The organism is Pseudoduganella sp. GW821-FHT05F09 (assembly GCF_059419605.1).
Genome location: NZ_JBWKSD010000007.1, coordinates 54,719 through 79,354, shown reverse-complemented (window position 1 = coordinate 79,354; position 24,636 = coordinate 54,719). Strand labels below are relative to the sequence as shown.

Genomic DNA, 24,636 nt, shown 5'->3' with positions numbered 1-24,636 from the left:
AACCTTTAATGATGGTATTGTTTTGCTGCGCCGATTGCCCGCGCGTAAGGATCAATTGTACCCCAGAACCAGGAGCTTCCATGACGATGCGCGACGCCAAACGCTCGCAATTCCCCCATTTCCTGTCCATTGCCACGCGCTGGATGGACAATGACGTGTATGGCCATGTCAACAATGTTGTTTATTATTCCTATTTCGACACGGCGGTAAACCAGTTCCTGATCGAGCGCGGCGTGCTCGATATTCACAAGGGCGAGGTGGTCGGTTTCGTGGTCGACAGCGGCTGCGCCTACTTCAGCTCGGTCTCCTTCCCGGACACCATCCACGCCGGCATCCGCGTGGCCAAGCTGGGCAATTCCAGCGTGCGCTATGAAATCGCGCTGTTCCGCAACGGCGACGAACAGCCCTGCGCGGCCGGCCATTTCGTCCACGTCTACGTCGAACGCGCCGGCAACCGCTCCGTACCCATTCCGGCGCCGGTGCGGCAAGTGCTGGAGACCCTGCGCGGGGCGGAGGCGTGAGTCCCTTTCCGCTGATGCGCAGCACCAAGCGCCATCCGTCGGCGGTCTTGCTGCTGACGCAATTGCTGGGCATGTTGCTCTATCCCTTTATCGAAACCGTGCGCGGTGGGCACATCATTTTCAATGTGTTCGGCATCCTCGTGCTGCTGGTCGCCACCCGCATGGTGCGGCGCACGCCGGGCCATGCCTGGATCAGCGCCAGCATCGCCGGGCCGGTGATTGTGCTGCTGGGCCTGCAAATGGCGTTCGACCTGCCCGGGCTGCTGTCCTGGTCCTCCGCGCTGGAGGCGGCGTTCTACTTCTATGCGGCCGCCAGCCTGGTGGCCTATATGATGGAGGACCGCCAGGCCACCACGGACGAACTGTTCGCGGCGGGCGCGGCGTTCACGCTGCTGGCGTGGGCCTTCACGCACGTGTTCATCCTGCTCCAGACCCTGCAGCCCGGCACCTTTGGCGCAGCGGTCAACGCCGCCGCGCCGCGCACCTGGACCGAGCTGAACTACCTGAGCTTCGCCCTGCTCTCGAGCACCGGCATCGGCGACGTCATTCCGCTGACCTCGCAGGCGCGGGCCATCGCCAGCGTCGAGATGCTGGTCGGCCTGATGTATCTCGCGGCGGTGGTGGCGCGCCTGATCGGCTTTACGCTGCAGTCCAACAAGTCCTAGGCAGGGCAATTTCCTTCAATACGGCCGCACGGGGTGCGCATACGCTGTCCTTTCGATAATTTGAAAGGAACAGACGATGCAAACCCCTGACCTGATGGCGCTGGCGGCCGACAGCCTGCGCGCTTTGGCGCTGAACGAACAGGCAAAAGAGCGCTTCTGCCACGATCCTCTTCTACAGCCGTATATGCAGCGCGTGGCCGCGCGCTACGTGGCGGGGCAAACCGTGGCGGACGTGGTGCGGCATCTGCACGCCGTGGCCGCGCGCGGACACGCCGGTTCGGCGGAATATGTGGGCGAAAGCTGCCGCGACGAGGGCAAGGCCAACGCCGACACGGCAGTCTTCCTGGATTTGGTGGACGCCATCGCGCACGCGCAGCTGGCATGCTCGGTGTCGCTGGATTTGTCCCACGTCGGCTTGCTGGTGGACCCGGAACTGGGCTACCGCAACGCCAGGCGCATCGCCGCCGCCGCCGCGCGCGCCGGGCGCGAGGTGATGATTTCCATGGAGGGCGCGGAGCGCGCCGGCCTCATCTACGCCACCTATCTGCGGCTGCACGGCGAGGCCGGGCTGGACAATGTGGGCATCACCCTGCCCGCCAAGCTGCACCGCAGCGCACAGGACTTGCCACGGCTGATGGAAGCGCCGGGCCGCATCCGCCTGGTCAAGGGCGCTTTCCTTGAGTCGCCCGCGATTGCCTGGGACCGCAACAGCCCGGAACTGGCAGCCGCCTACCGCCGGTTTGCGCAGACCCTGCTCACCAGCGGCCACAAGTGCTCGCTCGCCACGCACGACGCGCAATTGCAGGACGATCTGGCCGGCTTCATCTTGCGGCAGGAGCTGCCGCCGCAGCAATCGGAATTTGAAACGCTGTTCGGACTGGGTGGGGACGGCCTGGATGCGCTGCGCCGGCGCGGTTTCCAGACCCGCGAATATGCGATCTTCGGCGGGGAGTATTTCCTCTACGTGCTGAACCGCATCGCGGAAGAACCGGCCCGGCTGTTCCAGGCCGTGGTGGATCTTATCGGCCCCGGTACTGTCCCGGCGTTGCGGCCAAGTGCTGCTTGAAGGCGCGCTGGAAATGCGCCTGGTCGGCAAAGCCGCTTTCGATGGCGGCGTCGGCGATCGCGGCGCCGCGCTTGAGCCGTCCCTGGCCATACTGGATGCGGCGGTTGACCAGGTAGGCGTGCGGCGTCATGCCGAACTGGCCTTTGAAGGCGCGGATCAGGTAGGCCGGGGACAGGCTGGCGGCGGCGCAAATGTCGTCCAGGCTGAGCAGGCGCGTGCAGTTGTCGCTGATGAATTCGGCGGCGCGCAGCAGCTTGCCGTTGGCGCCGGCCAGCGGGACGGGCGCGGGGTCCAGCGTTTGCTGCATGTCCATGAAGAAGCCGATGGCTGCGCTCTGCTTCTGCAGGCCGTCCGCGTGCGCCGAGGTCAAGGTGTCGTAAAGCCGGTTCAGGCCAGCGAACAGCGAGGTGTTCGAGGTCGTTGAAAATGCCCTGAAGTCCGCATTGCGGCTGAAGCCAAGCTGGTGCTGCAGCGCGCTCAGCCAGGCCGCATCCACATAAAACATGCGGTACGACCAGGGCTGGCCGGCGGCGGGATTGCAGGCGTGCGCGTCTTCCGGATTGATCACCACCACGCTGCCCGCGCCCACGGTTTCCTTGCTGCGCCGGTTCCAGTAGGTGCTCACGCCGCCGGTCACCGCGCCGATGGAGAAGGTGCTGTGCGTATGCCGCGCGTAGCAAAGGTCGCGGCCGCCGCGTATGGCGCGCGCCTCGATGAAAGGCAGCGCGGCGTCGCGCCAGAACACGGGCTGCTCGGCGGACATGGCGGTCCCTTAGCGCGCCAGTGCGCTCAGCACCGCCAGGCTCATGGCCTGCGCCGCCGTCTTGATGGACGGCTCGGGCACCGGCGCATAGAACGGCGAGTGGTTGAAGGCCAGCGGCTTGCCGCCGGCGGCTTCCGCTTCGGCCACGGCCTTGGCGGGATAGACGCCGGTGAAGAAGAACATGCCGGGAATGCCCTGGTTCACGTACTCGGAGAAGTCTTCGCTGGCCGTCATCGGCGCGATCAGGCCGACGTTGGCGGCGCCCAGCGCGTCCTTCAGCACGGCCTCCGTCTTGCGCACCAGCGCTTCGTTGTTGATGATGGCCTGGCCGCCGGACTTCAGTTCCACGTCCGGCGCCGGGGCGCCCGCCATGGCGGCCGACGCATTGGCCACGCGCCGCACGCCTTCCAGCAGCTTGGCGCGCACGGCCGGGCTGTAGGAGCGGATGGTGCCGCGCACCAGCACGCTGTCCGGAATGATGTTGCCCACGGTGCCGCCCTGGATGGCGCCTATGGTGACCACGCCGAATTCCTTGGGGTCTTTCTCGCGGCTGACCACGGTCTGCACGTCCACCACGAAGCGCGCGGCGATGGCGATCGGGTCCAGCGCCTTGTCCGGCGCGGAACCGTGGCCGCCACGGCCCTTGAACACGATCTCGATGGAGTCGGAGTTGGACGACACCGCGCCGACGTTGTAGCCGACCGTGCCGTGCGCGGTGGGCCAGGAATGCAGGGCGAACGCCAGGTCCGGCTTGGGAAAGCGCTTGAACAGGCCGTCCGCCAGCATGGCCTTGGCGCCGGACACGGTTTCTTCGGCGGGCTGCGCGATGAACATCAGGCTGCCCTGCCATTGCGATTTCAGCTCGACCAGGGTGCGCGCCGCGCCCAGCCAGCTGGCCATGTGGATGTCGTGGCCGCAGCTGTGCATGACGTAGGTTTCGGCGCCGCCGGACTGGGTGCGGGCCTTGCTGGCGTAGGGCAAGCCGGTCTTTTCCTCCATCGGCAGCGCGTCCAGTTCGGTGCGCACCATGACGGTGGGGCCGGGGCCGTTCTTATAGATCGCCACCAGCCCGGTCTTGCCCACGCCTTCGGTGACTTCGAAGCCGAGCGCGCGCATCTCGGCCGCCAGCCTGGCGGCGGTGCGCACTTCCTGGAAGGCGATTTCTGGATGGGTATGCAAATCCTTGTAGACCGCTTCCAGCTGCGGATACATGCTGTCGATGCGTTTGGCGACCTGCGTCTTGAGCGGCGCGCCGTCCTGCGCCGCGGCGGCCATCGTGGTCAGCGCTGCCGCCAGCGCCAGGGGAAGGTGTGCGAGGGATTTTTTCATAAGCCCTATATTCGCACGTTAATTGGCTGCGAGGCGCCAGCGGTCGCCGGATTTTTTCAGGTAGTGGTCGAACACGTAGCGCCACGGCATGGCCAGCGGCACCACGACCACCACCATGCAGGCGATGGTGTTTTCCAGCACGGCCTGGCTCATGTTTCCGGACCGCCAGGCGGGCAGCGCGACCAGCGACAGCCACAGCACTTTCCAGACCAGCTCCCACAGCAGCACGGGCAGCATCTGCAGCGGGTAGCGCAGGCCCAGCGCGCACAGCAGCGAGAACGCGGCCAGCATGCACACCACCACTCCTTCCATCAGCTCCCACGGCTTGCTGTGGTGCAGGATGCCGGGCCAGACCAGCAGCGCCAGTCCAACAACGATCAGCAGGTACACCGCGCGCAGCGCATACAGCCGGAACAACGAGACTTCTTTCATGGAGCGCTCCTGGTTATTGATTTGATATGTCAATAATATCTGACAGGTGTAAGAAGTCAAGTACAGTCTGCGCGTCCAGCGGATATGCGCTCAGGGCAGCACGTAGTCCAGCTCGTACTGGTGCTTGCGGTCCACCTGCTTCAGCGACATCCGGCCGCTGATGCCGGCCAGCTCGCCGGTGCCGGAGTCGGGCACGATGGTGACCGCCAGCTGGCTGTCGCCGCCGCGCATGCTGCCGGCGTGCTGGACCACAAAGCTGCCGGCCTTGCCTTTCAGCGTGCCGGTGATGCGCTCGATGGCGACGTAGGCGGCGGAACCCTTGGTGTCGGTCATGGCGGTCAGCATTTCGCCGACGCCGGCGGCCTGCAGTTCGCCGGAATATTGTTTTTCAAGTAACATGCGGCCGGTGGCCGTGCGGCCCTCGTGCTGCGGCGCGGAGGCCGGGGACATTTTGATCTCGAACGTACCTTGCACATGCTCCGCGCGGGCGGACAGGCAAGCGAGGGCGGCGAGGATGGCCAGGACTGGTTTCATGGTGCGCTTTCTTTGAAGGTGGAGCTTCACTGTAATGTTGGGACGGGAGAAAAGATTGGAAAAAACCGACAGCACGCCGATGCAGATGCCTAAGGGCGTGGTCGATCCGGCGGGAGCGGCGCGCCGCATCCGGCTGGCCACGTATCCGCCCTCGGCGGCGTTGCGGCCGTTTGTGGATTATCACTGGGTGGTGGAGTGGGATCTGGGCGGGCGGCCGCCGGAGACGCAGCGCGTGCTGCCGTATCCGAACGCCCACCTGGTGTTCGACCGGGGGCAGACCGCCATCCACGGCGTGGTGCGCGGCGCTTTCGAGCGCAAGGTGGAAGGCGCGGGCAAGGTGCTGGGCGTGCGCTTCAAGCCGGGCGGGCTGCGGCCTTTCCTGCCGCATCCCCTGTCCCGGCTGGCGGACCGCACCATGCCGGTGGACGAGGTGCTGGGCGTGGCCGGCGCCGAGGCGGAATGGCGTGTGCTGGGGGGCGGGAGCGGGCGCAGCGACGCGGATATGGTGGCGGCTGCGGAGGCCTTGCTGGCGGCGGCGCTGCCGCCCGTGGACGAGCGCGCGCTGCTGGCGCAGCAGGCGGTGGAGGCCGCCGCTGCGGCGAACGGGCCGGCCAGCGTGGCGGCCTTGTCGGCGCAGCTGGGCATGGAGGAACGCACGCTGCAGCGGCTGTTCAGCAACTATGTGGGCGTGTCGCCGAAATGGGTGATCCAGCGCTTCCGGCTGCAGGAGGCCGCCTGGCAGCTGGGCCAAACGGCGGCGCCGGACCTGGCCGGGCTGGCGGCGCGGCTGGGCTTCTTCGACCAGGCCCATTTCACGCGCAGCTTCACGCAGCTGGTGGGCAAGCCGCCGCTGGAATACTGGAAGTCGCAGCAAGCCGCCTGATATCCAGCGGCGCCGAGAACAGGATGACCGCGCTGCCGCTGATGGACACCTGCAGCGGCGCGCCCTGCTCTATCGCCACTTCGACATGCACCACGCCGTCGCGGCGCAGGGCGCGGCCCTGGTGGCCGTCGAAGCGCAGCATCTTGCCGTCATGCTCCATCAGGCCGTGCTGCACCAGGTAGGCGCCGAGCGGGCCGTTGGCGTTGCCGGTGACCGGGTCTTCCGGGATGCCGATGGCGGGCGCAAACATGCGGCCGTCGGTGGCGCGGCCGCAGGCGCGCAGCTGGAAGGGAAACCAGCCGTTGCAGCCGATTTCGGCGCTGAGCGCGGCCAGCGCGGTGTGGTCGGGCGCAATGGCGTCCAGCGCCACGCCGGGGCGCAGCGGCAGCATCACTTTCGCGTGGCCGGTGGAGACCACCTGCAGCGGCAGGCCGGGTTCGAAATCGCCCTCGTCCAGGCCGAGCGCGCGGGCGGCGGCGCGGCGCGCCTCGGCAGGCAATGGCGCGTCTAAGGACGGCGGCCCCTGCCGCATGACGATGCGGTAGTCCCCATCCGCCTGCCGTTCGACGCGGATGCGCTGCACGCCGGCGCCGGTCTTCTGCTTCAGCTCCAGCGTTCCCAGTCCCAGCGCCACGGCGCGCGCGTAATGCGCGGCGATGGTGGCGTGGCCGCAAATGGGCACTTCGGTGGTGGGCGTGAAGTAGCGGATATGCACGTCGTGGTCCTGGCCGTCGCCGCCTGCGGGCTGCGGCGCCATGACGAAGGCGGTTTCCGAATGCTTCAGCTCGCGCGCCAGGTCTTGCATCTGGGCCGCGCTGAGGCCGTCCGCGCCGAGCACCACGCCGGCGGGGTTGCCACGGAAAGGCGTGGCGGTGAAAGCGTCGATATGAAATAGCTGGGTCATGGGCATAGTGTAACTATGGCTGCCGCCAGCGATAATAGCTGTAAAATCAAGTCATACATTCCTCGGGAGACCGAATGGCGCCGCTGCACCTGCTCCGCGCTTTTAGCTGCGTGGTGGACCACCACAGTTTCGCGCGCGCGGCCCAGGCGCTGCGCATGACGCCCTCTTCCGTCAGCCGCCTGGTAAAAACGCTGGAACGGGAACTGGGCACGCAGCTGCTGAACCGCAGCACGCGCGCCATGTCGCTCACCGCCGCCGGGCAGGCGCTGTATGCCGAGTGCGCCAGCGCCTTCGCGCGGATGGACGGCGCCTACGCGGCCGCCGGCCAGCAGCAGACGCAAGCGCGCGGCCTGCTGCGGCTCAGCGTGCCGGTGTCCTTCGGGCGCACCCATGTGCTGCCCCACCTGGCCGATTTCCTGCGCCTGCATCCGGATATCGAACTCGACCTGCTGATGACGGACCGCTACGTGGACCTGGTGGCGGAAGGCGTGACGCTGGCCATCCGCATCGGCCGCCTGGACGACTCCACGCTGGTGGCGCGCAAGCTGATGGACAACCGCCGCCTGCTGGTGGCCGCGCCGCGCTACCTGGAGCAGCACGGCGCGCCGGCCGGCGTGGCGGAGCTGGCGCAGCACCAATGCCTGAACCTGGCCGTGAACCGCGACGCCGAGCTGTGGCGCCTGAGCGGCCCGGAAGGCGAGCGCAGCCTGCGGCCGCAGGGCCGCATCCGCGCCGACAATGGCGACGCCATCCGCCAGTTCGCCATCGACGGCCTGGGCATCGCCTTCCTGTCCAGCGCGACGGTGGCGGCGGCACTGCGCAGCGGCGAACTGGTGCGGGTGCTGCCGCAATGGAGCGGCCGTCCCAGCGGCGTCTTTGGTGTATGTCCGCAACGCCCGGCGCCGCCGTCGGCCAAGGCCACCATGGATTTCCTGGCCGCGCGCTGGGCATAAGCACCCGCAGCATTACTTCTCGTATACACTTGAAGACACAAATTTGCGCAGTCACAACTTTTGCATTGCAAGCCTGTAGGGGGAGCCGACTTGGATGAGTTGACGGTGACGATGGATCAGCTGCGCGTCGGGCTATATGTAGAGCTGGACCTGAAGTGGTTCGAGCACCCGTTTGCGTTCAGCCGTTTCAAGATCAAGTCCGAGGAGCAGATCGGCGTGCTGCGCAGCCTGGGGCTGCGCCAGGTGCGCTACAAGCCGGAATTGAGCGACGTAGCGCCGCAGGAGCAGACGGCGCTGCCGCAGTCCGCCGCCGCCGCCATGCAGGCGGCGCCGGCGGCCGTCCCGGACTCCCCGGCGCTGCAAGCCAAGCGCGCCATGATGGCGCAGATGCAGCAGCGCCGCGACGACGCCGAGCGCGTTGAACGCGCGTTCACCAGCACCGCGCGCGCCATCCGCGAAATTGAAAAAAACCTGTTCTCGCGGCCGGAGGAATCGGTCGGCCAGGCCACCACGCTGGTGACGCAGATTACCGACTCCATCCTGTCCGCCCCGGAACTGGCGATCCACGTGATGGGCGACACCGCCGGCAACGAAGAGCTCTACTTCCATTCGCTGAACGTGACCATGCTGTCCATGATGATCGCGCGCGAAGTGGGCTTGCCGCCCGAGGTGGCCACGGTGCTGGGCCTGGGTGCGCTGCTGCACGACGTCGGCCGCAAGAATATTCCGGACAAAATCCTCACCAAGCCGGACGCCTACACCACGGCCGAACAAAACCTGTATGAGATGCACGCGCAATACGGCGCCGAAATGGCGCAGCGCCTGCAATGCCCGCCTGCGGTGGGCGCGGTGATCCACGACCATCACGAGCTGTTCGACGGCAGCGGCTATCCGCGCAAGCTGAAGGGGGATGGCATAGGGGTGCTGGCGCGCATCGTGGCCATCGCCAATTACTACGACGAGCTGTGCAACCCGTTCAATCTGGCGCACGCGCTCACGCCGCACGAGGCGCTGTCCATGATGTTCGCCAAGCACCGCGCCAAGTTCGATCCGCGCCTGCTGCAAATGTTCATCCGCTGCCTGGGCGTGTACCCGCCCGGCACGGTGGTGCAGCTGTCCAACGGCATGACCGGCATGGTGGCCACCGTCAACACCGAGCGGCCCATGAAGCCCATGCTGGTGGTGTACGACAAGGATGTGCCGCGCCTGGAGGCGCTGATGGTGGACCTGGAGCGGGAGACGGACCTGAACATCGTCAAGGCGCTGCGGCCCAGCCAGGTGCCGATGGAGGTCTACGTCTATCTCAGCCCGCGCAAGCGCATCAGCTATTACTTCGACGCCAGCAAGCCGGCGCCGGAGACGGCGGCGGCTTAGGCGGGGTTCAAGCCGTATGCAGTTGGGTGGTGGCGAGCGGGAATTTGCCCTCGCACACCAGCGGGATGATTTTCAGGCTTTTTTCAATGGCTTCATCGATCAGCAGCTGCTCGTCGCGGCGCGGGCGGTGCAGCACGAAGTCGGCCACGGCCTGCTGCAGGCTCAGGGTGCGCGGATGGCCGATGCCGATGCGCAGCCGCCAGTAGTCCTGCGTGCCGAGCGCGGCGGTGATGTCCTTCAGGCCGTTGTGGCCGCCCGAGGAGCCGCCCTTCTTCAGCTTGGCCACGCCGGGCATCATGTCCAGCTCGTCGTGCACCACCAGCACTTCGTCCGGGTTGATCTTGTAGAAGCGCGCCAGGCCGCCCACCGACTGGCCGGAGCGGTTCATATAGGTTTGCGGTTCCAGCAGCCACAGCTCGCTGCCGGCGACGGAGGTCTTGGCCATCAGCGCGTTGAAGCGGGTTTCGCGCTGCAGGCGCGCGCCCAGGCTGTTGGCCAGGTTGTCGACCAGCCAGAAGCCGGCGTTGTGGCGGGTTTGTTCGTAGTCGGGACCGGGATTGCCGAGGCCGACGATGAGGCGGATGGACATGGTTTATTCTGTGGATGTAAAAAAACCCCGCGAGCGGGGTTTTTTATTTTACTTCATGGGAAGTAAAGATTACTTCTTGCCTTTAGCGGCTGGCTTGGCATCAGCGGCTGGAGCAGCTGCGGTGGCTTCAGCCGACACGTGGCCTGCTGGTACCGAAGCGGTAGCGATGGTCAGCTTTTTGCCGTGGGTGATTGCGGTCACGCCTTTTGGCAGTGCCAGGTCCGACACGTGGATCGAGTGGCCAACGTCGATGTTTGCCAGGTCAACGTTCACGAATTCCGGCAGGTCGCCTGCTACGCAGGAAACGTCCAGCTCGGACATCACGTGGCTGATCGTTGCGCCGTGCAGTTTGACTGCTGGCGATACGTCGGCGTTGATGAAGTGCAGCGCCACTTTCTTGTGCAGCTTGGTGTTTGCGTCAACGCGCTGGAAGTCAGCGTGCAGTACCAGTTGCTTGAATGCGTGCATCTGGAAGTCGCGCAGCAGAACTTGCTGGGTCTTGCCGTCGATTTCCAGGTCCAGGATGGACGAGTGGAACACTTCTTTTTTCAGCGCGTGGTACAGCGCGTTGTGGTCCAGGGAGATGTTCAGCGGGCCTTCAGCGCCGCCGTACACGATACCTGGGGTTTGGCCGGAAATACGCAGGCGGCGGCTCGCACCCGTGCCCTGCAGTTCGCGTTTGAATGCAACAACTTTCATTTGTGACTCCAAAAGTAACAAGGCTCGCGCCCCGTTGTGAAGAAGCGCCCCGCGACCAGGACGCTCCGGAAAAACAGCGGCGCAACCGGTCAAAAACCGGTCGCGCCGCCGCTAAAAACTATGTGTCGACCGACTTAGTCGATGAACAGGGAGATCACGGAATCGCCCTTGATAATGCGTTTGAACGTTTCTGCCAGCAGCGGTGCGCAGGTCAGCTGGCGGATCTTGCCGCAAGCTTTGGCCGCGTCGGACAGCGGGATCGTGTCGGTCACCACCAGCTCGTCCAGCGAGGAATTGGAGATGCGGTCGATCGCAGGGCCGGACAGCACGGCGTGGGTGCAATACGCCACCACTTTCTTGGCGCCGCGCTCTTTCAGCACTTCTGCGGCTTTCACCAGGGTGCCGGCGGTGTCCACCATGTCATCCATGATGACGCAGTTGCGGCCTTCGACTTCACCGATGATGTTCATCACTTCGGAAACGTTGGCTTTCGGACGGCGCTTGTCGATAATGGCCAGGTCGCAGCCCAGGCGTTTTGCCAGGGCGCGGGCACGGACCACGCCGCCAACGTCGGGCGACACGACCAGCAGGTCTTCATTGTCCTTCTTCTGCAGGTCGCCCAGCAGGATAGGGGAAGCGTAGATGTTATCGACTGGAATATCGAAGAAGCCCTGGATCTGGTCTGCGTGCAGATCCATGATCAGGACGCGCTCGACGCCGGCGCTTTCCAGCATATTGGCCACCACTTTTGCCGAGATCGCAACACGCGCCGAGCGTGGGCGGCGGTCCTGGCGGGCGTAGCCGAAGTAAGGGATGGCGGCAGTGATACGGCCAGCGGAGGCGCGTTTCAGTGCATCGACCATCAGTATCAGTTCCATCAGGCTATCGTTGGTCGGTGCGCAGGTCGATTGCAGCACGAACACGTCTTTACCACGAACGTTTTCGTTGATTTCGACCATGACTTCGCCGTCCGAGAATTTCGAGACGACTGCTTTGCCGAGAGGAATGCCGAGGTTTTTTGCGACTCCTTCAGCCAGCGCAGGATTAGCGTTGCCGGTAAAAACCATCAGGTTTTCGTAAGCCATGGGGAGTCCCAGAGAAGTAAGCGTTGATATCTTTGATTGATCGCCGGACAAACCTCTATCCGGCGCTGCGAGCTTCGGTGCCGTGGGCACCTGTATTTTATCTTGACTGGACGCTGATGCATCGACAGACTCAAGAAAAATTAGGTGGCAGGGGAACAAGGATTCGAACCTTGGTATGCTGGAATCAAAATCCAGTGCCTTAACCAGCTTGGCGATTCCCCTGCTGTAACTTGCTGCTTGTCGTTACGACGGCGATTATTATACTACCGAACTAACGAAAAGCAAAATCTTTTTTTCATTCACAACATGTCGAAGATCGGATGCTGCTTCAGCGCTTTGGCCTTCCAGGCAGTCCAGACACCCTGCGCTCTTTCGAGTACCGCATCGGCCTGGCCTTCATCTGCAAAGGCACAAAACACACAAGCACCGGAACCAGTCATCCTGGCATCTCCGTAAGCTGCCAGCCATTCTATCGCCTTTGCCACCGGCGGGTAAATACTGGACGCTACTTGTTGCAAATCATTCCTGCCATACTGCTTCAAATCGTTTCGATTTTCGTAGTGGCTGGAAAAGTCCGCTATTATGATGGGCGCAGTGTCCCTTGTCAAATGCTTGGAAGAAAAAATTTCGGCGGTGGGCACGGCCACGCCCGGTTCAATCACCACATACCAGCAATCCGGCGCCGCCACCGGCTGCAGCGCCTCGCCCACGCCTTCGGCAAACGCGGTCTGGCCGAAGATGAAGAAAGGGATGTCCGCGCCGAGCGGCAGGCCCAGCGCCATCAGCTCCTGTTTCGTCAGCCCCGCCTTCCACAGCTTGTTCAGCGCCATCAGCGTGGTGGCCGCATCGGACGAGCCGCCGCCCAGGCCGCCGCCCATGGGCAGCAGCTTTTCCACCGTGATGTCGGCGCCGTGCAGCAGGCCGCTGCGGCGCTGCGCCTCGGCCTGCAGCAGGCGGGCCGCGCGGATGACCAGGTCCTGTTCTTCCGGCACGCCGGGAATGTCGTTGCTGCGGCGCAGCTGGCCGTCCGCGCGCACGCGGATGTGCAGCAGGTCGCCGCGGTCTATCAGCTGGAAGGCGGTTTGCAGCATGTGGTAGCCGTCCGCGCGGCGGCCGGTCACGTGCAGGAACAGATTCAGTTTGGCCGGGGCCGGGAGGTTCTTCAGTTCAGTCATGCGGTCAGCTTAATTCTGTGCGTCTAATATGATACGGATCGACATGTGATCGAGCTTGCCGGTGGCGCCGCGCTCGGCGTCGATGCGCTTGGGCCGCCCGCCTTCGTGCCACGACACCCAGCTCACACGCCAGCCGTCGGCGGTGGTCACGCTGTTGGCCGCGCCGTCGCCGGCGGGGCTGGCCGCGAAGGACTGGCCGCCGGCCGCCATGGCGCGGCCCTGCAGCCAGTCGCGCAGGCCGGACACCGGCAAGGTCCAGCCCAGCGCCTGCGTGGTCAGGGCGTCGATATCGGCGGCGCTGCGCGGCGCCTTGCCGTTCTCGGTCAGCGTGGCCAGCTGCGGCGTGACGCTGATGGTGGCCACGGTCTGGTTCAGCGGCGGGGCCTGGATGGCGATGTCGGTGCACGCCGCGCCCTGCTGCCAGGTAAAGCGGCCCGTCATCGATCCCTCGCTGCCCTCCTTGCTGTAGGCGACGTTCAGCCTGCCGGCCAGCTCCTTGTCGTAGCGGCAGGACGGCGCGGGGGGCGTGCTGGCGCAGCCGGCCAGCAGCGCGCCGCAGGCGAACAGTGCAATGGCGTGGCGCTTCATCACAGGCTGGTATTCAAACGGGCCAGCGTGCTTTTCAGCGCGTCGTTCTGCGGGTCCTTGGCGCGCGCTTCGCGCCACAGCTTGTGTGCGCCGCCCTGGTCCCCCTGCGCCCACAGCACTTCGCCCAGATGCACGGCGATCTCGGGGTCGCTGCGCAAGGTGTAGGCCTGGCGCAGCAGCGCCTCGGCTTCCTTCAGGCGGCCCTGGCGGTATTGCACCCAGCCCATGCTGTCCATGATGAAGGGGTCGTTCGGCGCCATCTGCATGGCCTTCTCCACCAGCGTGAACGCTTCGTCCAGGCGCTGGTTGCGGTCCGCCAGCGAGTAGCCCAGCGCGTTGTAGGCGTGGTGGTTGTCCGGCGCGATCTCCATCACCTTGCGCAAGCTGGTTTCCATCAGTTCCACCTTGCCCAGCTTTTCAGCCGCCAGGGCGAAGTCGTACAGCAGGTCCGGGCTGTTCGGGTAGCGCAGCACGCCGTCCTGCAGCACGGCGTAGGCTTCCAGGCTGCGGCCGGCGTCGCGCAGCAGCTGGGCGTCGGTCTGCGCCACCTGGGCCAGTTCGGCCGGGTCTTCGCTCTTGATGTCGGCCAGCTGCTTGCGCGCGCCGTCCAGGTCGCCGAGGCGGGCGGACAGCTGGGCGCGCTTGAGCTTCACCGTCAGCAGCAGGCGCGGCTCGCCGTTGTCTATCTTTTCCAGCCAGGCCTGGGCGCCGGCGAAGTCGCCGCGCTCCTCGGCGATCTGCGACAGGATCAGCAGGGCCTTGGTGGGGTCGCGGTCTTCGCTGCCCTCCTTGTCCACCACTTCCACGAAGTGCTTGAAATAGCCTTCGGCGGCGGCGATGTCGTTGCCCTGCATGGACATGATGCCCAGCGCGTACAGCGTGGCAGGGTTGTCCGGCTGGCTTTTCAGCAGGAACTGGAACTGCTCGCGCGCCTGGTCGTACTGCTTCTGCTCCACCAGCATGCGGGCGTAGGCGGCGCGCACTTCGCGCGAATTCGGATACTTGGCCAGGAAAGCGGTCACCAGCCGGGTCACGGCGGCACCGTCCGGCGTCACTTGCGCCATCGTCAGCAGCGCCAGCTCGGAGTCGGGCTTGAGGCGCATGGCCTGCTGCGCCTCCTTGCCGGCGCGCTCCACGTCGTTATTCGAAAAAGCGCCCTGGGCCAGCACCAGGTGGGCTTCCAGCGTCTGGCCGTAAGGCGCGAGCACGCGCTCCATCAGCGCGAAGGCGGCGGCCTTGTCCTTGGCGCGCAGCAGGAATTGCTGCATCTGGAACATGGCCAGGCCGCGCGCGTTGGGCGGGCTGGCCTTCAGGCGCTGCGCGAACACCTGCTCGGCTTCGCTCAGGTCGTCGCTCAGCACGGAAAAACCGAGGAAATACTGGGCCGCTTCGTCCGACTCGGGGGCCAGCTCGCGCCACAGGCGGATCGCCGCCATCGCCTCGCCGCCCTGCTTGGCGGCCAGCGCCATTTCAGCCGAGCGCTGCGCCAGGCGCGGATCGCGCGTCTGCTGGGCCAGCACCATCATGGTGACGTAAGCGCTTTGCCACTGGCCGCGCTTGAAGTCCAGCTCGGCCTTGGTGAGCTTGTAGAACAGGTCGCTGGTCAGCTCCACGCTGGGCAGCGGCTCGGTGGCTTGCACTGCGGCGGCGGCCGCCACCGCCTGCACGGCGGGCGTATCGGCCTCGGCGGCGGCAGCGGCTTCGGCCGCCGGGGCGGGCTGCTCGGGCGCGGCCGGCTGCGGCACAACAGCGCATGCGGACAGCACTGCCGAGAAGGTTACAATGACGAATGCGTTTTTCAAAGGATAGTCCTGACTGGTAGGAAACTAGCCCTGATTTTACGCCAACCCACCGCTATCGTCCGTTTGCAGGTGTAACTAAGTTTTTTACTATGCCAGAATTGCCAGAAGTCGAAGTTACCCGGCGCGGAGTGGCGCCCCATATCGAAGGGCGCACCGTGCGCGGCGTGGTGCTGCGCCGCAGCGGCCTGCGCTGGCCCTTCCCCGCCGGCCTGGAACAGGCGCTGGCGGGCCGCGTGGTGGCGGCCACGGGGCGGCGCGGCAAATATCTGCTGCTGCGCTTCGACAATGGCACCCTCATCATCCACCTCGGCATGTCCGGCCATTTGCGCGTGCTGCCGCAGGGCATACCGCCGCAGAAGCACGACCATTTCGACCTGGTGGTGGACAGCGAGCGCGACGAGCAGATACTGCGCCTGACCGATCCGCGCCGTTTCGGCGCCGTGCTGTGGCACCCCAGCGAGGATGGCGACCTGGAGCAGCACCTGCTGCTGCGCGGCCTGGGCGTGGAGCCGCTGGAGGGCGCGTTCACCGGCGATCTGCTGCACCGCATGACGCGCACGCGCGGCGCGGCCATCAAGCAGGTGCTGCTGGCGGGCGATATCGTGGTGGGCGTGGGCAATATCTACTGCTCGGAGAGCCTGTTCCGCGCCGGCATCAATCCAAAGACGCCGGCCCGCCGTATCAGCCTGGCGCGCTACCAGAAGCTGGCGCAGGCCATCCGCGACGTGCTGGCCGAGGCCATTGTCCAGGGCGGCAGCACCTTGCGCGACTTTATCAGCGTCAATGGCCAGTCCGGCTACTTCCAGCAGAGCTATTTCGTCTATGATCGTACCGGCCTGCCGTGCCGGGTGTGCGGGACGCCGGTGCGCCAGGTCAAGCAGGGGCAGCGCTCGACCTTCTATTGTGTGCAGTGCCAGAAATAAGAGGGAAGCATGGTCAGGGATCTTGAACAGTACAGTGCGTGGCGCCAGGGCGTGGTGGTGGCGCTGCAGCAGTACCAAACATGGCTGCACGGCGCCGAACTGGCCGACGCGGCCAGCGAGCAGCGCCTGGCGCGCACCCTGGCCCGGCTGGCGGACGACAAGCTGTCGGTGGCCTTCGTGGCCGAGTTCTCGCGCGGCAAATCCGAACTGATCAACGCCATCTTCTTCGCCGACTACGGCCAGCGCATCCTGCCCTCGGCGGCCGGGCGCACCACCATGTGCCCCACCGAGCTGATGTACGACCCGGCCTGGCCGGCCTGCATCCGCCTGCTGCCGATCGAAACCCGGGCCGACAACCTGTCCACCAGCGACTACCGCGACAACGCCGCCGCTTGGACCATGCTGCCGCTGGACCTGGACTCGCCGGCCGCCATGCACGAGGTGTTCCGCCAGGTGAGCCTGACGCGCCACGTGGGCGTGGAGGAAGCCAAGCGCTACGGCCTGTACGACGAGAACGACCCGGACATGCCGGTCACGCTGGACAACGATGGCCTGGTGGAGATTTCGCTGTGGCGCCACGCCATCATCAACTTCCCGCACCCGCTGCTCAAGCAGGGCCTGGTGATCCTGGACACGCCGGGCCTGAACGCCATCGGCACCGAGCCGGAGCTGACGCTGAACCTGATCCCGCACGCGCACGCGGTGCTGTTCATCCTGGCGGCCGACACCGGCGTGACCAAGAGCGACATCGAGGTCTGGCGCACGCACATCGGCGCCGGCGCGGGCCGCCTCGTGGTGCTCAACAAGATAGACAGCATGTGGGACGAGCTGCGCAGCGACGCCGAGGTGGACGCCGAGATCGCGCGCCAGCAGGAGCATGCGGCGCACATGCTGGCCCTGGAGCCGCGCCAGGTGTTCCCGGTGTCGGCGCAGAAGGCGCTGGTGGGCAAGATCAACAGCGACGCGGCGCTGCTGGAAAAGAGCCGCCTGGGCCTGCTGGAGCGGGCCTTGTTCAACGAACTGATCCCGGCCAAGAAGGACATCATCCGCAAGCAGCTGGCGCGCGAGCTGGGCACGCTGAGCGGCGCGCAGCAGGCCATGGTGAGCGCGCGCATGCGCGGCATCGTCGAGCAGCTGCACGAGCTCAAGAGCCTGCGCGGCAAGAACCAGAGCGTGGTGGCGCACATGATGCGCCGCATCGACGTGGAGAAGAAGGAGTTCGACAGCAGCCTGTTCAAGCTGCAGGCCACGCGCGCGGTGTTCACGCGGCTGTCCACCGAACTGTACACCTGCCTGGGCATGGACATGCTGCGCGACCACGTGCTGGGCGTGCGCGCCGCCATGGACCGCAGCCGCTTTTCCACCGGCATGCGCGAGGCGGTCAAGGTCTTCTTCGACGACATCAAGCGCGACCTGCAGGCCTCCGAGCGCAAGACCAGCGAGATCCGCGACATGATGGAGGTGATGTACCGCAAATTCTCCAGCGAGCACGGCCTCACGCTGCCGCCGCCCATGCCGTTCACGCTGGACCGCTACCGCGACGAGATTGCCGACATCGAGGATATCTACGATGCGCAGTTCGGCACCGTGACCTTGCTGATGACCAGCCGGGTGGTGCTGATGGAGCGCTTCTTCGACTCCATCGCGTCGGCCGTGAAGCGCTGCTTCAAGGCCGCCAATGCGGATGCGGAGGCGTGGCTGAAGGTGATCATGGCGCCGCTGGAGGCACAGATCCGGCAGCACAAGGACCAGCTCAAGCACAGGCTGGCATCCATCCAGCGCATCCATGACGCGACCGACAGCCTGGAGCAGAAAATAGAGGCCTTCGAGCAGAGCCAGGCCGAGCTGGAGCAACTCAGGGCCAAGCTGACCGAGCTGTCCGGCAATATCAGCATCGCCATCAACGCGGAATACGTGGCGCTGGACGCCGCCGCATAGCAAGACAAGGAACTGAATGAAACGCTTGACCCATCCGCTGGCGCCCGAAGGCGCGGCGGACTATATCGATCCCACTTTCTCCGCCGACCTGATCGCCTGGCAGCAGCAGCACGGCCGCCACACGCTGCCGTGGCAGAACACGCGCGACGCCTACCTGGTGTGGCTGTCCGAGATCATGCTGCAGCAGACCCAGGTCTCGGCCGTGCTGGGCTATTACGCGCGCTTCCTGGAGCGCTTCCCTACCCTGCGCTCGCTGGCCGAAGCGCCGGTGGAGGATGTGATGGCGCAGTGGAGCGGCCTGGGCTACTACACCCGCGCGCGCAATCTGCACAAATGCGCGCAGCGCGTGGTGGCGGAATACGGCGGCGTGTTCCCGTCCGACCCGGCGCTGCTGGCCGAGCTGCCCGGCATAGGCCGTTCGACGGCGGCGGCCATTGCCGCCTTTTCCAGCGGCGCGCGCGCGGCCATTATGGACGGCAACGTCAAGCGGGTGTTTGCGCGCGTGTTCGGCATAGACGCCTATCCGGGCGAGAAGAAGGTGGAGCAGGCCATGTGGCTGCGCGCCGAGGCGCTGCTGCCCGAGCAGGGCATCGAGGCCTACACGCAGGGGCTGATGGACATGGGCGCCACCTTGTGCACGCGCAGCAGCCCGGACTGCGGCCGCTGCCCCATGCAGCCGCGCTGCGTGGCCTACGCCACCAACCGCACCAAGGACCTGCCGGTGCGCAAGCCGAAGAAGGCCACGCCTGAAAAGCACGCCACCATGCTGGTGCTGATAGACCAGGGCCAGGTGCTGCTGGAGCAGCGTCCGTCCAGCGGCATCTGGGGCGGCCTGCTGTCGCTGCCGGAACTGGACGGCCACACGCTGGCCGAGGACGACGATATTCCGCCGGCCGACCAGGCGGCGCTGGTGGCGGCGGTGAACGTGTTCGGGGAGATGGAGTCGCACGAGCGGCTGGTGACGGTGACGCATGTGTTTACGCACTACAAGCTGCATATCGCGCCGCTGCTGGTGACGCTGGCGCGCCGCGCGCCCTTCGCCGCCGACGGCCGCCACGTCTGGCTGGAGGCCTCCCGCGTGTCCGGCGCCGCCCTGCCCGCGCCCATCAAGAAGCTGCTGCTCGAGCTGCTGGGCGACAGCGGCGCCGCGCAGGCGCGCATGTTCTAACGCAGCAAAGCCGCCACCGCATGATGCGCCGCGCAAGGACGGATATCAAGCGAACCGCGCGGGGGGCTTGATGCAGCTCAGATGGCGCTACAGTTCTTCCAGCGCGAACAGGCGGCGGTGCTCGCGGATGGCGTAGCGGTCGGTCATGCCGGCGATGTAGTCGGCGATTTTGCGCGCCTGCGCGGTGGCGTCGCCGGAGGCGTCGATGTAGTCGGGCGGCAGCAGCACCGGGTCGGCGATGAAGGCGTCGAACAGCTCGCGCAGGATGCGGCTGGCCTTCACCCGCATGCGGTTGACCTTGTAGTGCTTGTACAGATTGGCCCGCAGGAAGCGCTTGAGCTCGGTTGCGTCCTTGCGCATCTGGTCCGAAAAACGGATCAGCGGCGGCGCGTGGCGCACCTCGTCCAGGTTTTTCGGCGCCGCCTCCAGCAGCAGCCGGCCGGAGGTGGCCAGCAGGTCGTCCGCCAGCGCCGTGATCAGGCGGCGTAGAGTTTCATAAATCGCGCGCCGCCCGCTCAGGCCGGGATGCACGCGCTGCACGTCGTGCCACAGCCGGGCGAAGAAGTCCACCTGCTCCAGCTGTTCTATCGTGATCAGCCCGGAACGCAGACCGTCGTCGATGTCGTGGCTGTTGTAGGCGATCTCGTCGGCCAGATTCGTCAGCTGCGCCTCCAGCGAGGGCTGCGTGCGGTCGATAAAGCGCTGCGCCACCGGCCCCAGCAGCTTGGCATTGGCCAGCGAGCAATGCTTGAGGATGCCCTCGCGCGTCTCGAACATCAGGTTCAGGCCGTCGAAGGCGCCGTACTGCTCCTCCAGCGTGTCGACCACGCGCAGGCTTTGCAGATTGTGTTCGAAGCCGCCGTGCTCCTGCATGCATTCGTTGAGCACGTCCTGGCCCACGTGGCCGAAGGGCGTGTGGCCCAAGTCGTGCGCCAGCGCCACCGCCTCCACCAGGTCCTCGTTCAGGCGCAGGTTGCGCGCCAGCGAGCGGCCCACCTGCGCCACTTCCAGGCTGTGCGTGAGGCGGGTGCGGAACAGGTCGCCCTCGTGGTTGAGGAAGACCTGGGTTTTGTATTCCAGGCGGCGGAACGCGGTCGAATGGATGATGCGGTCGCGGTCGCGCTGGTACTGGCTGCGCGAGGCGTGCGGGGTTTCCGGGTAGCGGCGCCCCACGCCCTGGTCCGAATGCACGGCGTAGGGGGCGAGGTGGGCTTCGCTGCTCATCATTGCGCTTGTACGCAGGCGGCCAGGGTTTCCAGCAGCAGTTGCTGCGGCGCGTTGGTGATGCTGGGGCTGCCCAGCGGCTTGAGCAGGATGAACTTGATGGCGCCGCCTTCGTTCTTCTTGTCGACCTCCATCAGCTCCAGCCAGCGCGCCGCGCCCAAGTCCGGCGCCACGGTGGGCAAGCCGGCGGCTTGCACCAGCTTGCGCACGCGCTCGACGGTTTCGCCGTCCACCAGGCCCATGCGGTGCGACAGGTCGGCCGCCATCACCATGCCGCAGCCCACGGCCTCGCCGTGCAGCCACTTGCCGTAGCCCAGGCCGTTCTCGATGGCGTGGCCGAAAGTGTGGCCGAAGTTGAGGATGGCGCGCAGGCCGCCTTCGCGCTCGTCCTGGCGCACCACGTCGGCCTTGATTTCGCAGGAACGGGCGATGGCGTAGGCCAGCGCGCCCTTGTCGCGCGCCACCAGCAGGCCGATGTTGGCTTCGATCCAGTCGAAGAACTCGGCGTCGATGATGGCGCCGTGCTTGATCACTTCGGCCAGGCCGGCCGACAGTTCGCGGTCCGGCAGGGTTTCCAGCGTGGACGTGTCGGCGATCACCACGCGCGGCTGGTAGAACGCGCCTATCATGTTCTTGCCCAGCGGATGGTTGATGCCGGTCTTGCCGCCCACCGAGGAGTCAACCTGGCTCAACAAGGTGGTCGGCACCTGGATGAAGTCCACCCCGCGCATATAGCTGGCCGCCGCGTAGCCGGTCAGGTCGCCGATCACGCCGCCGCCCAGCGCCAGCAAGGTGGTCTTGCGGTCGGCCTTGGCCGCCAGCAGGGTGTCGAACACCGTCATCAGGCTGTCCCAGGTCTTGTACTCCTCGCCGTCCGGCAGCACGATCTCGATGACGTCCTTGCCGTGCGCCTGCAGCGCGCCGCGCACGCGGTCCAGGTAAAGCGGCGCCACCGTGGTGTTGGTGACGATGGCGACTTTGCTGCCGGTGACGTGGCGCGCCAGCAGCGCGCCGTCCGCCAGCAGCGCCGGGCCGATGGAAATGGGGTAGCTGCGCTCGCCCAGCTCAACGTTCAGGAGTATGGTGGTTTGTTCGTTCATCGATGGTTGTGCGGTTGTGACGCAATTGGGCGCGGCATGGCAGGCCCGTGCATCCAGCTGGTTCAGAATTGTGTGAACCATCGATTGTACGTTAGGTCGGCCGGTATCGATGACGATGTGGGCCATTTCCTCGTACAAGGGTTCGCGCTGCACCATCAGCTCCTCGAGCTTTTTGCGCGGGTCGGCGGTCTGCAGCAGCGGGCGGTTCTTGTCGTGGGCGGTGCGGGCCAGGATGGAATTGATGCTTGCACGCAAGTAAATCACCGTGCCGCGCTCGCGCAGCAGGGCGCGGCTGTCGGGATTGAGGATGGCGCCGCCGCCGGTGGCCAGCACCACGCCCTGCTGGGCGCTCAGGTCGCGGATCACGTCGGCCTCGCGGCGCCGGAAGCTCTGTTCGCCTTCGATTTCAAAGATCCAGGGGATGGAGGCGCCGGTGCGGGCCTCGATCTCGTGGTCCGAATCGATGAAGGTCAGCCCCAGTTTGCGGGCCAGCAGACGGCCTATGGTGGTCTTGCCCGCCCCCATCAGTCCGACCAGAAATATATTACTGCCGTAAGTATCAGCCACTATGATCCACTTTTCAGAATGCGCGGACGCCGGCGCCGGCGTCCGCTACTGCCTCCTTACGGGCAGCTGAACCGCAGTTTAAACGGATACGTGGTGACATTGTTGCGCGGCGTGGTGATAGTGACATTAAATGTTGCATTCAATGGCGTCAGGCAAGGTTTCGGCTGCACGCTGCCCACCGTCACGGTGTGGTAGGAACCCTGGCGGATGCTGGCGTTGTCGATGCCGGTGCCGCTGCTGGCGTCGCCGCTGGCAGTGTGGGCGAACACGTTCTGCACGCTGGCCGGCGACACGCCGGTGGCGGAGGCATTGACCGGATTGGAAATTTCCACGCGGGTGCCGGCTGGCATCGGGTTGTTGTTGATGTCGTTCAGCTGCAGGTTGAACACGCGCGAATCGTTGGCGCCCACGGTGCCCAGGTCGTACTCGGCGCCGGTCAGGCGCACGGGGACCGGGCTGGCGGTGTCGTTGAACCACACGTTCTCGGCAAAGCTGCCGCTCAGGAAGATGCCGATCTTGGCGAACAGCGTGTTGTAGCCGTCGGTGGTGCTGGCGCAGATGGTCGCCAGGCCGGTGCGGGTGCTGTCGTTGCTGATGCCGGCCGAGGTGCTGCTGCCGTCGCTGCGCACGGTGGGCGCGTTGCACGCCGTTTTAGGCGTGTTGGCCGCCGCCGAGCGCGGGTTCTGGGTGCGGAAGTCCACCGAGCAGCCGCCGTTGGCGGTGTTGCAGGCGCCCTTGCTGGACGCGCCCACCGACGCCAGGTTGCTCTGGAATACCACCGGCAGGCCGTCGGCCACCGGGTTGCCGGCCTGGTCGGCCACCATGATGTTGACGGTGGTGGCCGGCGCCAGCGTGCCGCTGTCGTAGGTCCAGCCTTCCACGTTGGGGCTGCCCACGCTGAGCGAGAAGGCTTGCTGCACCGGCAGGCCGGTGGTGACGACGATGGAGTCCGAGCTGGTCGAGACGGCGGCGTTGTTGACCAGGGTGGCCTGCACGCGGAACGAGGTCGGCTTGGTGCCCGAGTTGACGGTCATGATGACTTCGCCGTTCGCATCGGTGCTGTCGGTGGCCTTGTTGACGGTGACGTCCGGCGTGGAGGCGGCGAACTTGACCGCCTGGGCCGGCAGCGCCTTGCCGAAGATGTCGACCACCTTGAAGGTCAGCGTGGCCGTTTCGGTACGGCCGAAGCCGCCTTCACCCTTGACCACGATGGACTGGTTGACCGGGCTGGCGCCGACGAACTGGATCGAGGCGGCGGCCGGGCTGGCGATGGCCAGGCTGGCGCTGACCGATTTCGGCGTCGACGAACCGCTGCTCAGGGTGGCGGTGATGACGTCGTTGTTGCCGCAGCCCTGGTCGCGGAACACCACTTGCGCGGTGCCATTGCTGGTCGGCGCGCTGGCGGCCAGCGTGGCCTTGCCGGCGGTAACGCAGGCCGAGCTGAAGGCAATATTCATCTGCTGGTCGGTGTACTTGGCCGAGCCGACCAGCACATCAACCGCGATCACGGTCGAACCATACGCGCCTATGCTGCCCGGCGACAAGCGCAAGGGGCTGAGCGACACGTCCGTGGCGCCGACCGTGAAGTTGGCGGCCGCACTGACGGCGGCGCCGTCCACGGTGGAGGTGACGGTGACGGTGCCCGCGCCGCTGGCGACCAGGCTGGCCGGACGCATGGTGGCGTCCGCCACGCCGTTGGCGTCGGTCAGGGTGGTACCGGCGGACGGAGAGAACGCCACCAGCGAGCTGCTGGCGACGAAGGTCACCAGCGCATTCGGCACCGGCTTGCCGTCCTTGTCCTTGACGGTGGCGCGCGCGGTCAGCGGCGTCACGCTGGACAGCGAATTGCTGGCCGCGCCGCCGCTGCTGAGCAGAGCCAGCGTCATGCTGGGCACTTGCACCGGCGTGCCGGCCACCACCTGGATTTTCTTCTCGGCCGAGGTCACGCCGCCGGAAGTGGCGGTGATGGTGATGGTGCGCAGCGAGGTGTCGCCCTTGGTGTTCAGGCGGGCCGTGACGGTGCCGGTGGCGTCGGTGGTCTTGGCCGTGGCCGCGATGGCGCCCGAGCTGGCTTTGAAATCAACGGTCTGGTCGGCCATGACGTTGTTGCTGGCGTCCTTGACCACCACGGTCAGCGTCACTTCGGTGCCGTCGGCGCCGGAGGAGGCGATGGTGTCCGCGCTGGAGACCAGGACCACGCTGGTCACCTTGGGCGTACCCGGCGTGGTCGGAGTGCCGGTGCCGCCGCCCACGCTGCCGGGGTTGCCGCCGCCGCCGCCGCAGGCGGCCAGCAAGGTGGCGCACAGGGACAGCGCCAGCCAGTCTTTAAATTTTTTCATCATGCTGCTTTCCGT

General features: G+C 66.0%; 23 protein-coding genes and 1 tRNA gene. 9 read left to right on the top strand and 15 right to left on the bottom strand.

Annotated features, from left to right (window positions below):
- Positions 1-86: 86 nt before the first annotated feature.
- From AC07S4_RS22105 to AC07S4_RS22095, 3 genes are all read left to right on the top strand, one after another.
- Positions 87-521 carry an acyl-CoA thioesterase gene (locus AC07S4_RS22105; protein ID WP_494988900.1) on the top strand — a complete coding sequence of 145 codons (435 nt, stop codon included), beginning with the start codon at positions 87-89 and terminating at the stop codon, positions 519-521.
- Positions 518-1,186 carry an ion channel gene (locus AC07S4_RS22100; RefSeq protein WP_494988668.1) on the top strand — a complete coding sequence of 223 codons (669 nt, stop codon included), beginning with the start codon at positions 518-520 and terminating at the stop codon, positions 1,184-1,186. The genes AC07S4_RS22105 and AC07S4_RS22100 overlap by 4 nt, the downstream gene beginning before the upstream one ends.
- Before the next feature lie 76 nt (positions 1,187-1,262).
- Positions 1,263-2,252: a proline dehydrogenase family protein gene (locus tag AC07S4_RS22095; RefSeq protein WP_494988667.1), complete on the top strand. Its 990-nt coding sequence runs from the start codon at positions 1,263-1,265 to the stop codon at positions 2,250-2,252.
- Here the strand turns inward: AC07S4_RS22095 and AC07S4_RS22090 are convergent.
- The 4 genes from AC07S4_RS22090 to AC07S4_RS22075 form a co-directional block, all read right to left on the bottom strand.
- Positions 2,206-3,015, bottom strand: a complete 810-nt coding sequence (locus tag AC07S4_RS22090; RefSeq protein WP_494988666.1) for an AraC family ligand binding domain-containing protein — start codon at positions 3,013-3,015, stop codon at positions 2,206-2,208. The two genes, AC07S4_RS22095 and AC07S4_RS22090, sit on opposite strands and share 47 nt — an antisense overlap.
- Positions 3,016-3,024: 9 nt before the next feature.
- Positions 3,025-4,344 carry an amidohydrolase gene (locus tag AC07S4_RS22085; RefSeq protein WP_494988665.1) on the bottom strand — a complete coding sequence of 440 codons (1,320 nt, stop codon included), beginning with the start codon at positions 4,342-4,344 and terminating at the stop codon, positions 3,025-3,027.
- 18 nt (positions 4,345-4,362) lie between these two features.
- Entirely contained in the window at positions 4,363-4,776 is a 414-nt protein-coding gene (locus AC07S4_RS22080) for a hypothetical protein (protein WP_494988664.1), read from the bottom strand.
- Positions 4,777-4,866: 90 nt separating this feature from the next.
- Entirely contained in the window at positions 4,867-5,310 is a 444-nt protein-coding gene (locus AC07S4_RS22075; protein WP_494988663.1) for a DUF3224 domain-containing protein, read from the bottom strand.
- A 55-nt stretch (positions 5,311-5,365) separates the two neighbouring features.
- Here AC07S4_RS22075 and AC07S4_RS22070 point away from each other — a divergent pair, with 55 nt between their 5' ends.
- Positions 5,366-6,193 carry a DUF6597 domain-containing transcriptional factor gene (locus AC07S4_RS22070; RefSeq protein ID WP_494988662.1) on the top strand — a complete coding sequence of 276 codons (828 nt, stop codon included), beginning with the start codon at positions 5,366-5,368 and terminating at the stop codon, positions 6,191-6,193.
- Here AC07S4_RS22070 and AC07S4_RS22065 read toward each other — a convergent pair.
- A complete protein-coding gene (locus AC07S4_RS22065) occupies positions 6,135-7,097 on the bottom strand; it encodes a PhzF family isomerase (RefSeq protein WP_494988661.1) in 963 nt (320 codons plus the stop codon). The two genes, AC07S4_RS22070 and AC07S4_RS22065, sit on opposite strands and share 59 nt — an antisense overlap.
- Positions 7,098-7,171: 74 nt before the next feature.
- Here AC07S4_RS22065 and AC07S4_RS22060 point away from each other — a divergent pair, with 74 nt between their 5' ends.
- Together AC07S4_RS22060 and AC07S4_RS22055 are read left to right on the top strand one after the other, a co-directional pair.
- The gene (locus AC07S4_RS22060; RefSeq protein ID WP_494988660.1) at positions 7,172-8,050 is read left to right on the top strand and encodes a LysR family transcriptional regulator; all 879 of its coding nucleotides are present in this window, start codon (positions 7,172-7,174) and stop codon (positions 8,048-8,050) included.
- Positions 8,051-8,140: 90 nt separating this feature from the next.
- Positions 8,141-9,424 carry a cyclic di-GMP phosphodiesterase gene (locus AC07S4_RS22055; RefSeq protein WP_494988659.1) on the top strand — a complete coding sequence of 428 codons (1,284 nt, stop codon included), beginning with the start codon at positions 8,141-8,143 and terminating at the stop codon, positions 9,422-9,424.
- Positions 9,425-9,431: 7 nt separating this feature from the next.
- Here AC07S4_RS22055 and pth read toward each other — a convergent pair whose 3' ends face one another.
- The 7 genes from pth to AC07S4_RS22020 form a co-directional block, all read right to left on the bottom strand.
- Entirely contained in the window at positions 9,432-10,013 is a 582-nt protein-coding gene (pth, locus tag AC07S4_RS22050; RefSeq protein ID WP_161071392.1) for an aminoacyl-tRNA hydrolase, read from the bottom strand.
- 69 nt (positions 10,014-10,082) lie between these two features.
- A complete protein-coding gene (locus tag AC07S4_RS22045; protein WP_161071393.1) occupies positions 10,083-10,712 on the bottom strand; it encodes a 50S ribosomal protein L25/general stress protein Ctc in 630 nt (209 codons plus the stop codon).
- A 134-nt stretch (positions 10,713-10,846) separates the two neighbouring features.
- Positions 10,847-11,797 carry a ribose-phosphate pyrophosphokinase gene (locus AC07S4_RS22040; protein WP_161071394.1) on the bottom strand — a complete coding sequence of 317 codons (951 nt, stop codon included), beginning with the start codon at positions 11,795-11,797 and terminating at the stop codon, positions 10,847-10,849.
- A 145-nt stretch (positions 11,798-11,942) separates the two neighbouring features.
- Positions 11,943-12,019: transfer RNA gene (locus AC07S4_RS22035), tRNA-Gln, on the bottom strand.
- Positions 12,020-12,096: 77 nt separating this feature from the next.
- Positions 12,097-12,972, bottom strand: coding sequence for a 4-(cytidine 5'-diphospho)-2-C-methyl-D-erythritol kinase (ispE, locus tag AC07S4_RS22030; protein ID WP_494988658.1), 876 nt, complete (start codon positions 12,970-12,972; stop codon positions 12,097-12,099).
- A 9-nt stretch (positions 12,973-12,981) separates the two neighbouring features.
- Positions 12,982-13,560: a lipoprotein insertase outer membrane protein LolB gene (locus AC07S4_RS22025; protein ID WP_494988657.1), complete on the bottom strand. Its 579-nt coding sequence runs from the start codon at positions 13,558-13,560 to the stop codon at positions 12,982-12,984.
- Positions 13,560-15,362, bottom strand: a complete 1,803-nt coding sequence (locus tag AC07S4_RS22020) for a tetratricopeptide repeat protein (RefSeq protein ID WP_494988656.1) — start codon at positions 15,360-15,362, stop codon at positions 13,560-13,562. Before AC07S4_RS22020 ends, AC07S4_RS22025 begins: the two co-directional genes overlap by 1 nt.
- A gap of 89 nt (positions 15,363-15,451) precedes the next feature.
- Between AC07S4_RS22020 and mutM the strand changes: the two genes are divergently transcribed.
- From mutM to mutY, 3 genes are read left to right on the top strand one after another with little or no spacing between them, the layout of a single operon-like run.
- On the top strand, positions 15,452-16,285 hold the full coding sequence (gene mutM, locus AC07S4_RS22015; protein WP_494988655.1) for a bifunctional DNA-formamidopyrimidine glycosylase/DNA-(apurinic or apyrimidinic site) lyase: 834 nt from the start codon (positions 15,452-15,454) through the stop codon (positions 16,283-16,285).
- A gap of 9 nt (positions 16,286-16,294) precedes the next feature.
- Positions 16,295-18,223, top strand: coding sequence for a dynamin family protein (locus AC07S4_RS22010; RefSeq protein WP_494988654.1), 1,929 nt, complete (start codon positions 16,295-16,297; stop codon positions 18,221-18,223).
- A 16-nt stretch (positions 18,224-18,239) separates the two neighbouring features.
- On the top strand, positions 18,240-19,391 hold the full coding sequence (gene mutY, locus AC07S4_RS22005; protein ID WP_494988653.1) for an A/G-specific adenine glycosylase: 1,152 nt from the start codon (positions 18,240-18,242) through the stop codon (positions 19,389-19,391).
- Between the two features lie 87 nt (positions 19,392-19,478).
- Here the strand turns inward: mutY and AC07S4_RS22000 are convergent, their stop codons facing one another.
- The 3 genes from AC07S4_RS22000 to AC07S4_RS21990 all read right to left on the bottom strand — a co-directional run bounded on the left by AC07S4_RS22000 (position 19,479) and on the right by AC07S4_RS21990 (position 24,624).
- Positions 19,479-20,615, bottom strand: a complete 1,137-nt coding sequence (locus tag AC07S4_RS22000; RefSeq protein ID WP_494988899.1) for a deoxyguanosinetriphosphate triphosphohydrolase — start codon at positions 20,613-20,615, stop codon at positions 19,479-19,481.
- Positions 20,615-22,240 (bottom strand): bifunctional shikimate kinase/3-dehydroquinate synthase AroKB, encoded by a 1,626-nt coding sequence (aroKB, locus tag AC07S4_RS21995; RefSeq protein WP_494988898.1) that lies wholly within the window; start codon positions 22,238-22,240, stop codon positions 20,615-20,617. Before aroKB ends, AC07S4_RS22000 begins: the two co-directional genes overlap by 1 nt.
- A gap of 98 nt (positions 22,241-22,338) precedes the next feature.
- Entirely contained in the window at positions 22,339-24,624 is a 2,286-nt protein-coding gene (locus tag AC07S4_RS21990; RefSeq protein ID WP_494988652.1) for an Ig-like domain-containing protein, read from the bottom strand.
- Positions 24,625-24,636 lie beyond the last annotated feature (12 nt).

Bases quoted from the DNA above. Each gene is read 5' to 3' on its own strand.
- AC07S4_RS22105 (WP_494988900.1), top strand. From the start codon at position 87: ATGCGCGACGCCAAACGCTCGCAATTCCCCCATTTCCTGTCCATTGCC.
- AC07S4_RS22095 (WP_494988667.1), top strand. From the start codon at position 1,263: ATGCAAACCCCTGACCTGATGGCGCTGGCGGCCGACAGCCTGCGCGCT.
- AC07S4_RS22080 (WP_494988664.1), bottom strand. From the start codon at position 4,776: ATGAAAGAAGTCTCGTTGTTCCGGCTGTATGCGCTGCGCGCGGTGTAC.
- AC07S4_RS22000 (WP_494988899.1), bottom strand. From the start codon at position 20,615: ATGAGCAGCGAAGCCCACCTCGCCCCCTACGCCGTGCATTCGGACCAG.
- AC07S4_RS22045 (WP_161071393.1), bottom strand. From the start codon at position 10,712: ATGAAAGTTGTTGCATTCAAACGCGAACTGCAGGGCACGGGTGCGAGC.
- AC07S4_RS22065 (WP_494988661.1), bottom strand. From the start codon at position 7,097: ATGACCCAGCTATTTCATATCGACGCTTTCACCGCCACGCCTTTCCGT.
- ispE (WP_494988658.1), bottom strand. From the start codon at position 12,972: ATGACTGAACTGAAGAACCTCCCGGCCCCGGCCAAACTGAATCTGTTC.
- AC07S4_RS21990 (WP_494988652.1), bottom strand. From the start codon at position 24,624: ATGATGAAAAAATTTAAAGACTGGCTGGCGCTGTCCCTGTGCGCCACC.
- aroKB (WP_494988898.1), bottom strand. From the start codon at position 22,240: ATGGGGGCGGGCAAGACCACCATAGGCCGTCTGCTGGCCCGCAAACTG.
- AC07S4_RS22040 (WP_161071394.1), bottom strand. From the start codon at position 11,797: ATGGCTTACGAAAACCTGATGGTTTTTACCGGCAACGCTAATCCTGCG.
- AC07S4_RS22090 (WP_494988666.1), bottom strand. From the start codon at position 3,015: ATGTCCGCCGAGCAGCCCGTGTTCTGGCGCGACGCCGCGCTGCCTTTC.
- mutM (WP_494988655.1), top strand. From the start codon at position 15,452: ATGCCAGAATTGCCAGAAGTCGAAGTTACCCGGCGCGGAGTGGCGCCC.
- pth (WP_161071392.1), bottom strand. From the start codon at position 10,013: ATGTCCATCCGCCTCATCGTCGGCCTCGGCAATCCCGGTCCCGACTAC.
- AC07S4_RS22075 (WP_494988663.1), bottom strand. From the start codon at position 5,310: ATGAAACCAGTCCTGGCCATCCTCGCCGCCCTCGCTTGCCTGTCCGCC.
- AC07S4_RS22025 (WP_494988657.1), bottom strand. From the start codon at position 13,560: ATGAAGCGCCACGCCATTGCACTGTTCGCCTGCGGCGCGCTGCTGGCC.
- AC07S4_RS22010 (WP_494988654.1), top strand. From the start codon at position 16,295: ATGGTCAGGGATCTTGAACAGTACAGTGCGTGGCGCCAGGGCGTGGTG.
- mutY (WP_494988653.1), top strand. From the start codon at position 18,240: ATGAAACGCTTGACCCATCCGCTGGCGCCCGAAGGCGCGGCGGACTAT.
- AC07S4_RS22060 (WP_494988660.1), top strand. From the start codon at position 7,172: ATGGCGCCGCTGCACCTGCTCCGCGCTTTTAGCTGCGTGGTGGACCAC.
- AC07S4_RS22085 (WP_494988665.1), bottom strand. From the start codon at position 4,344: ATGAAAAAATCCCTCGCACACCTTCCCCTGGCGCTGGCGGCAGCGCTG.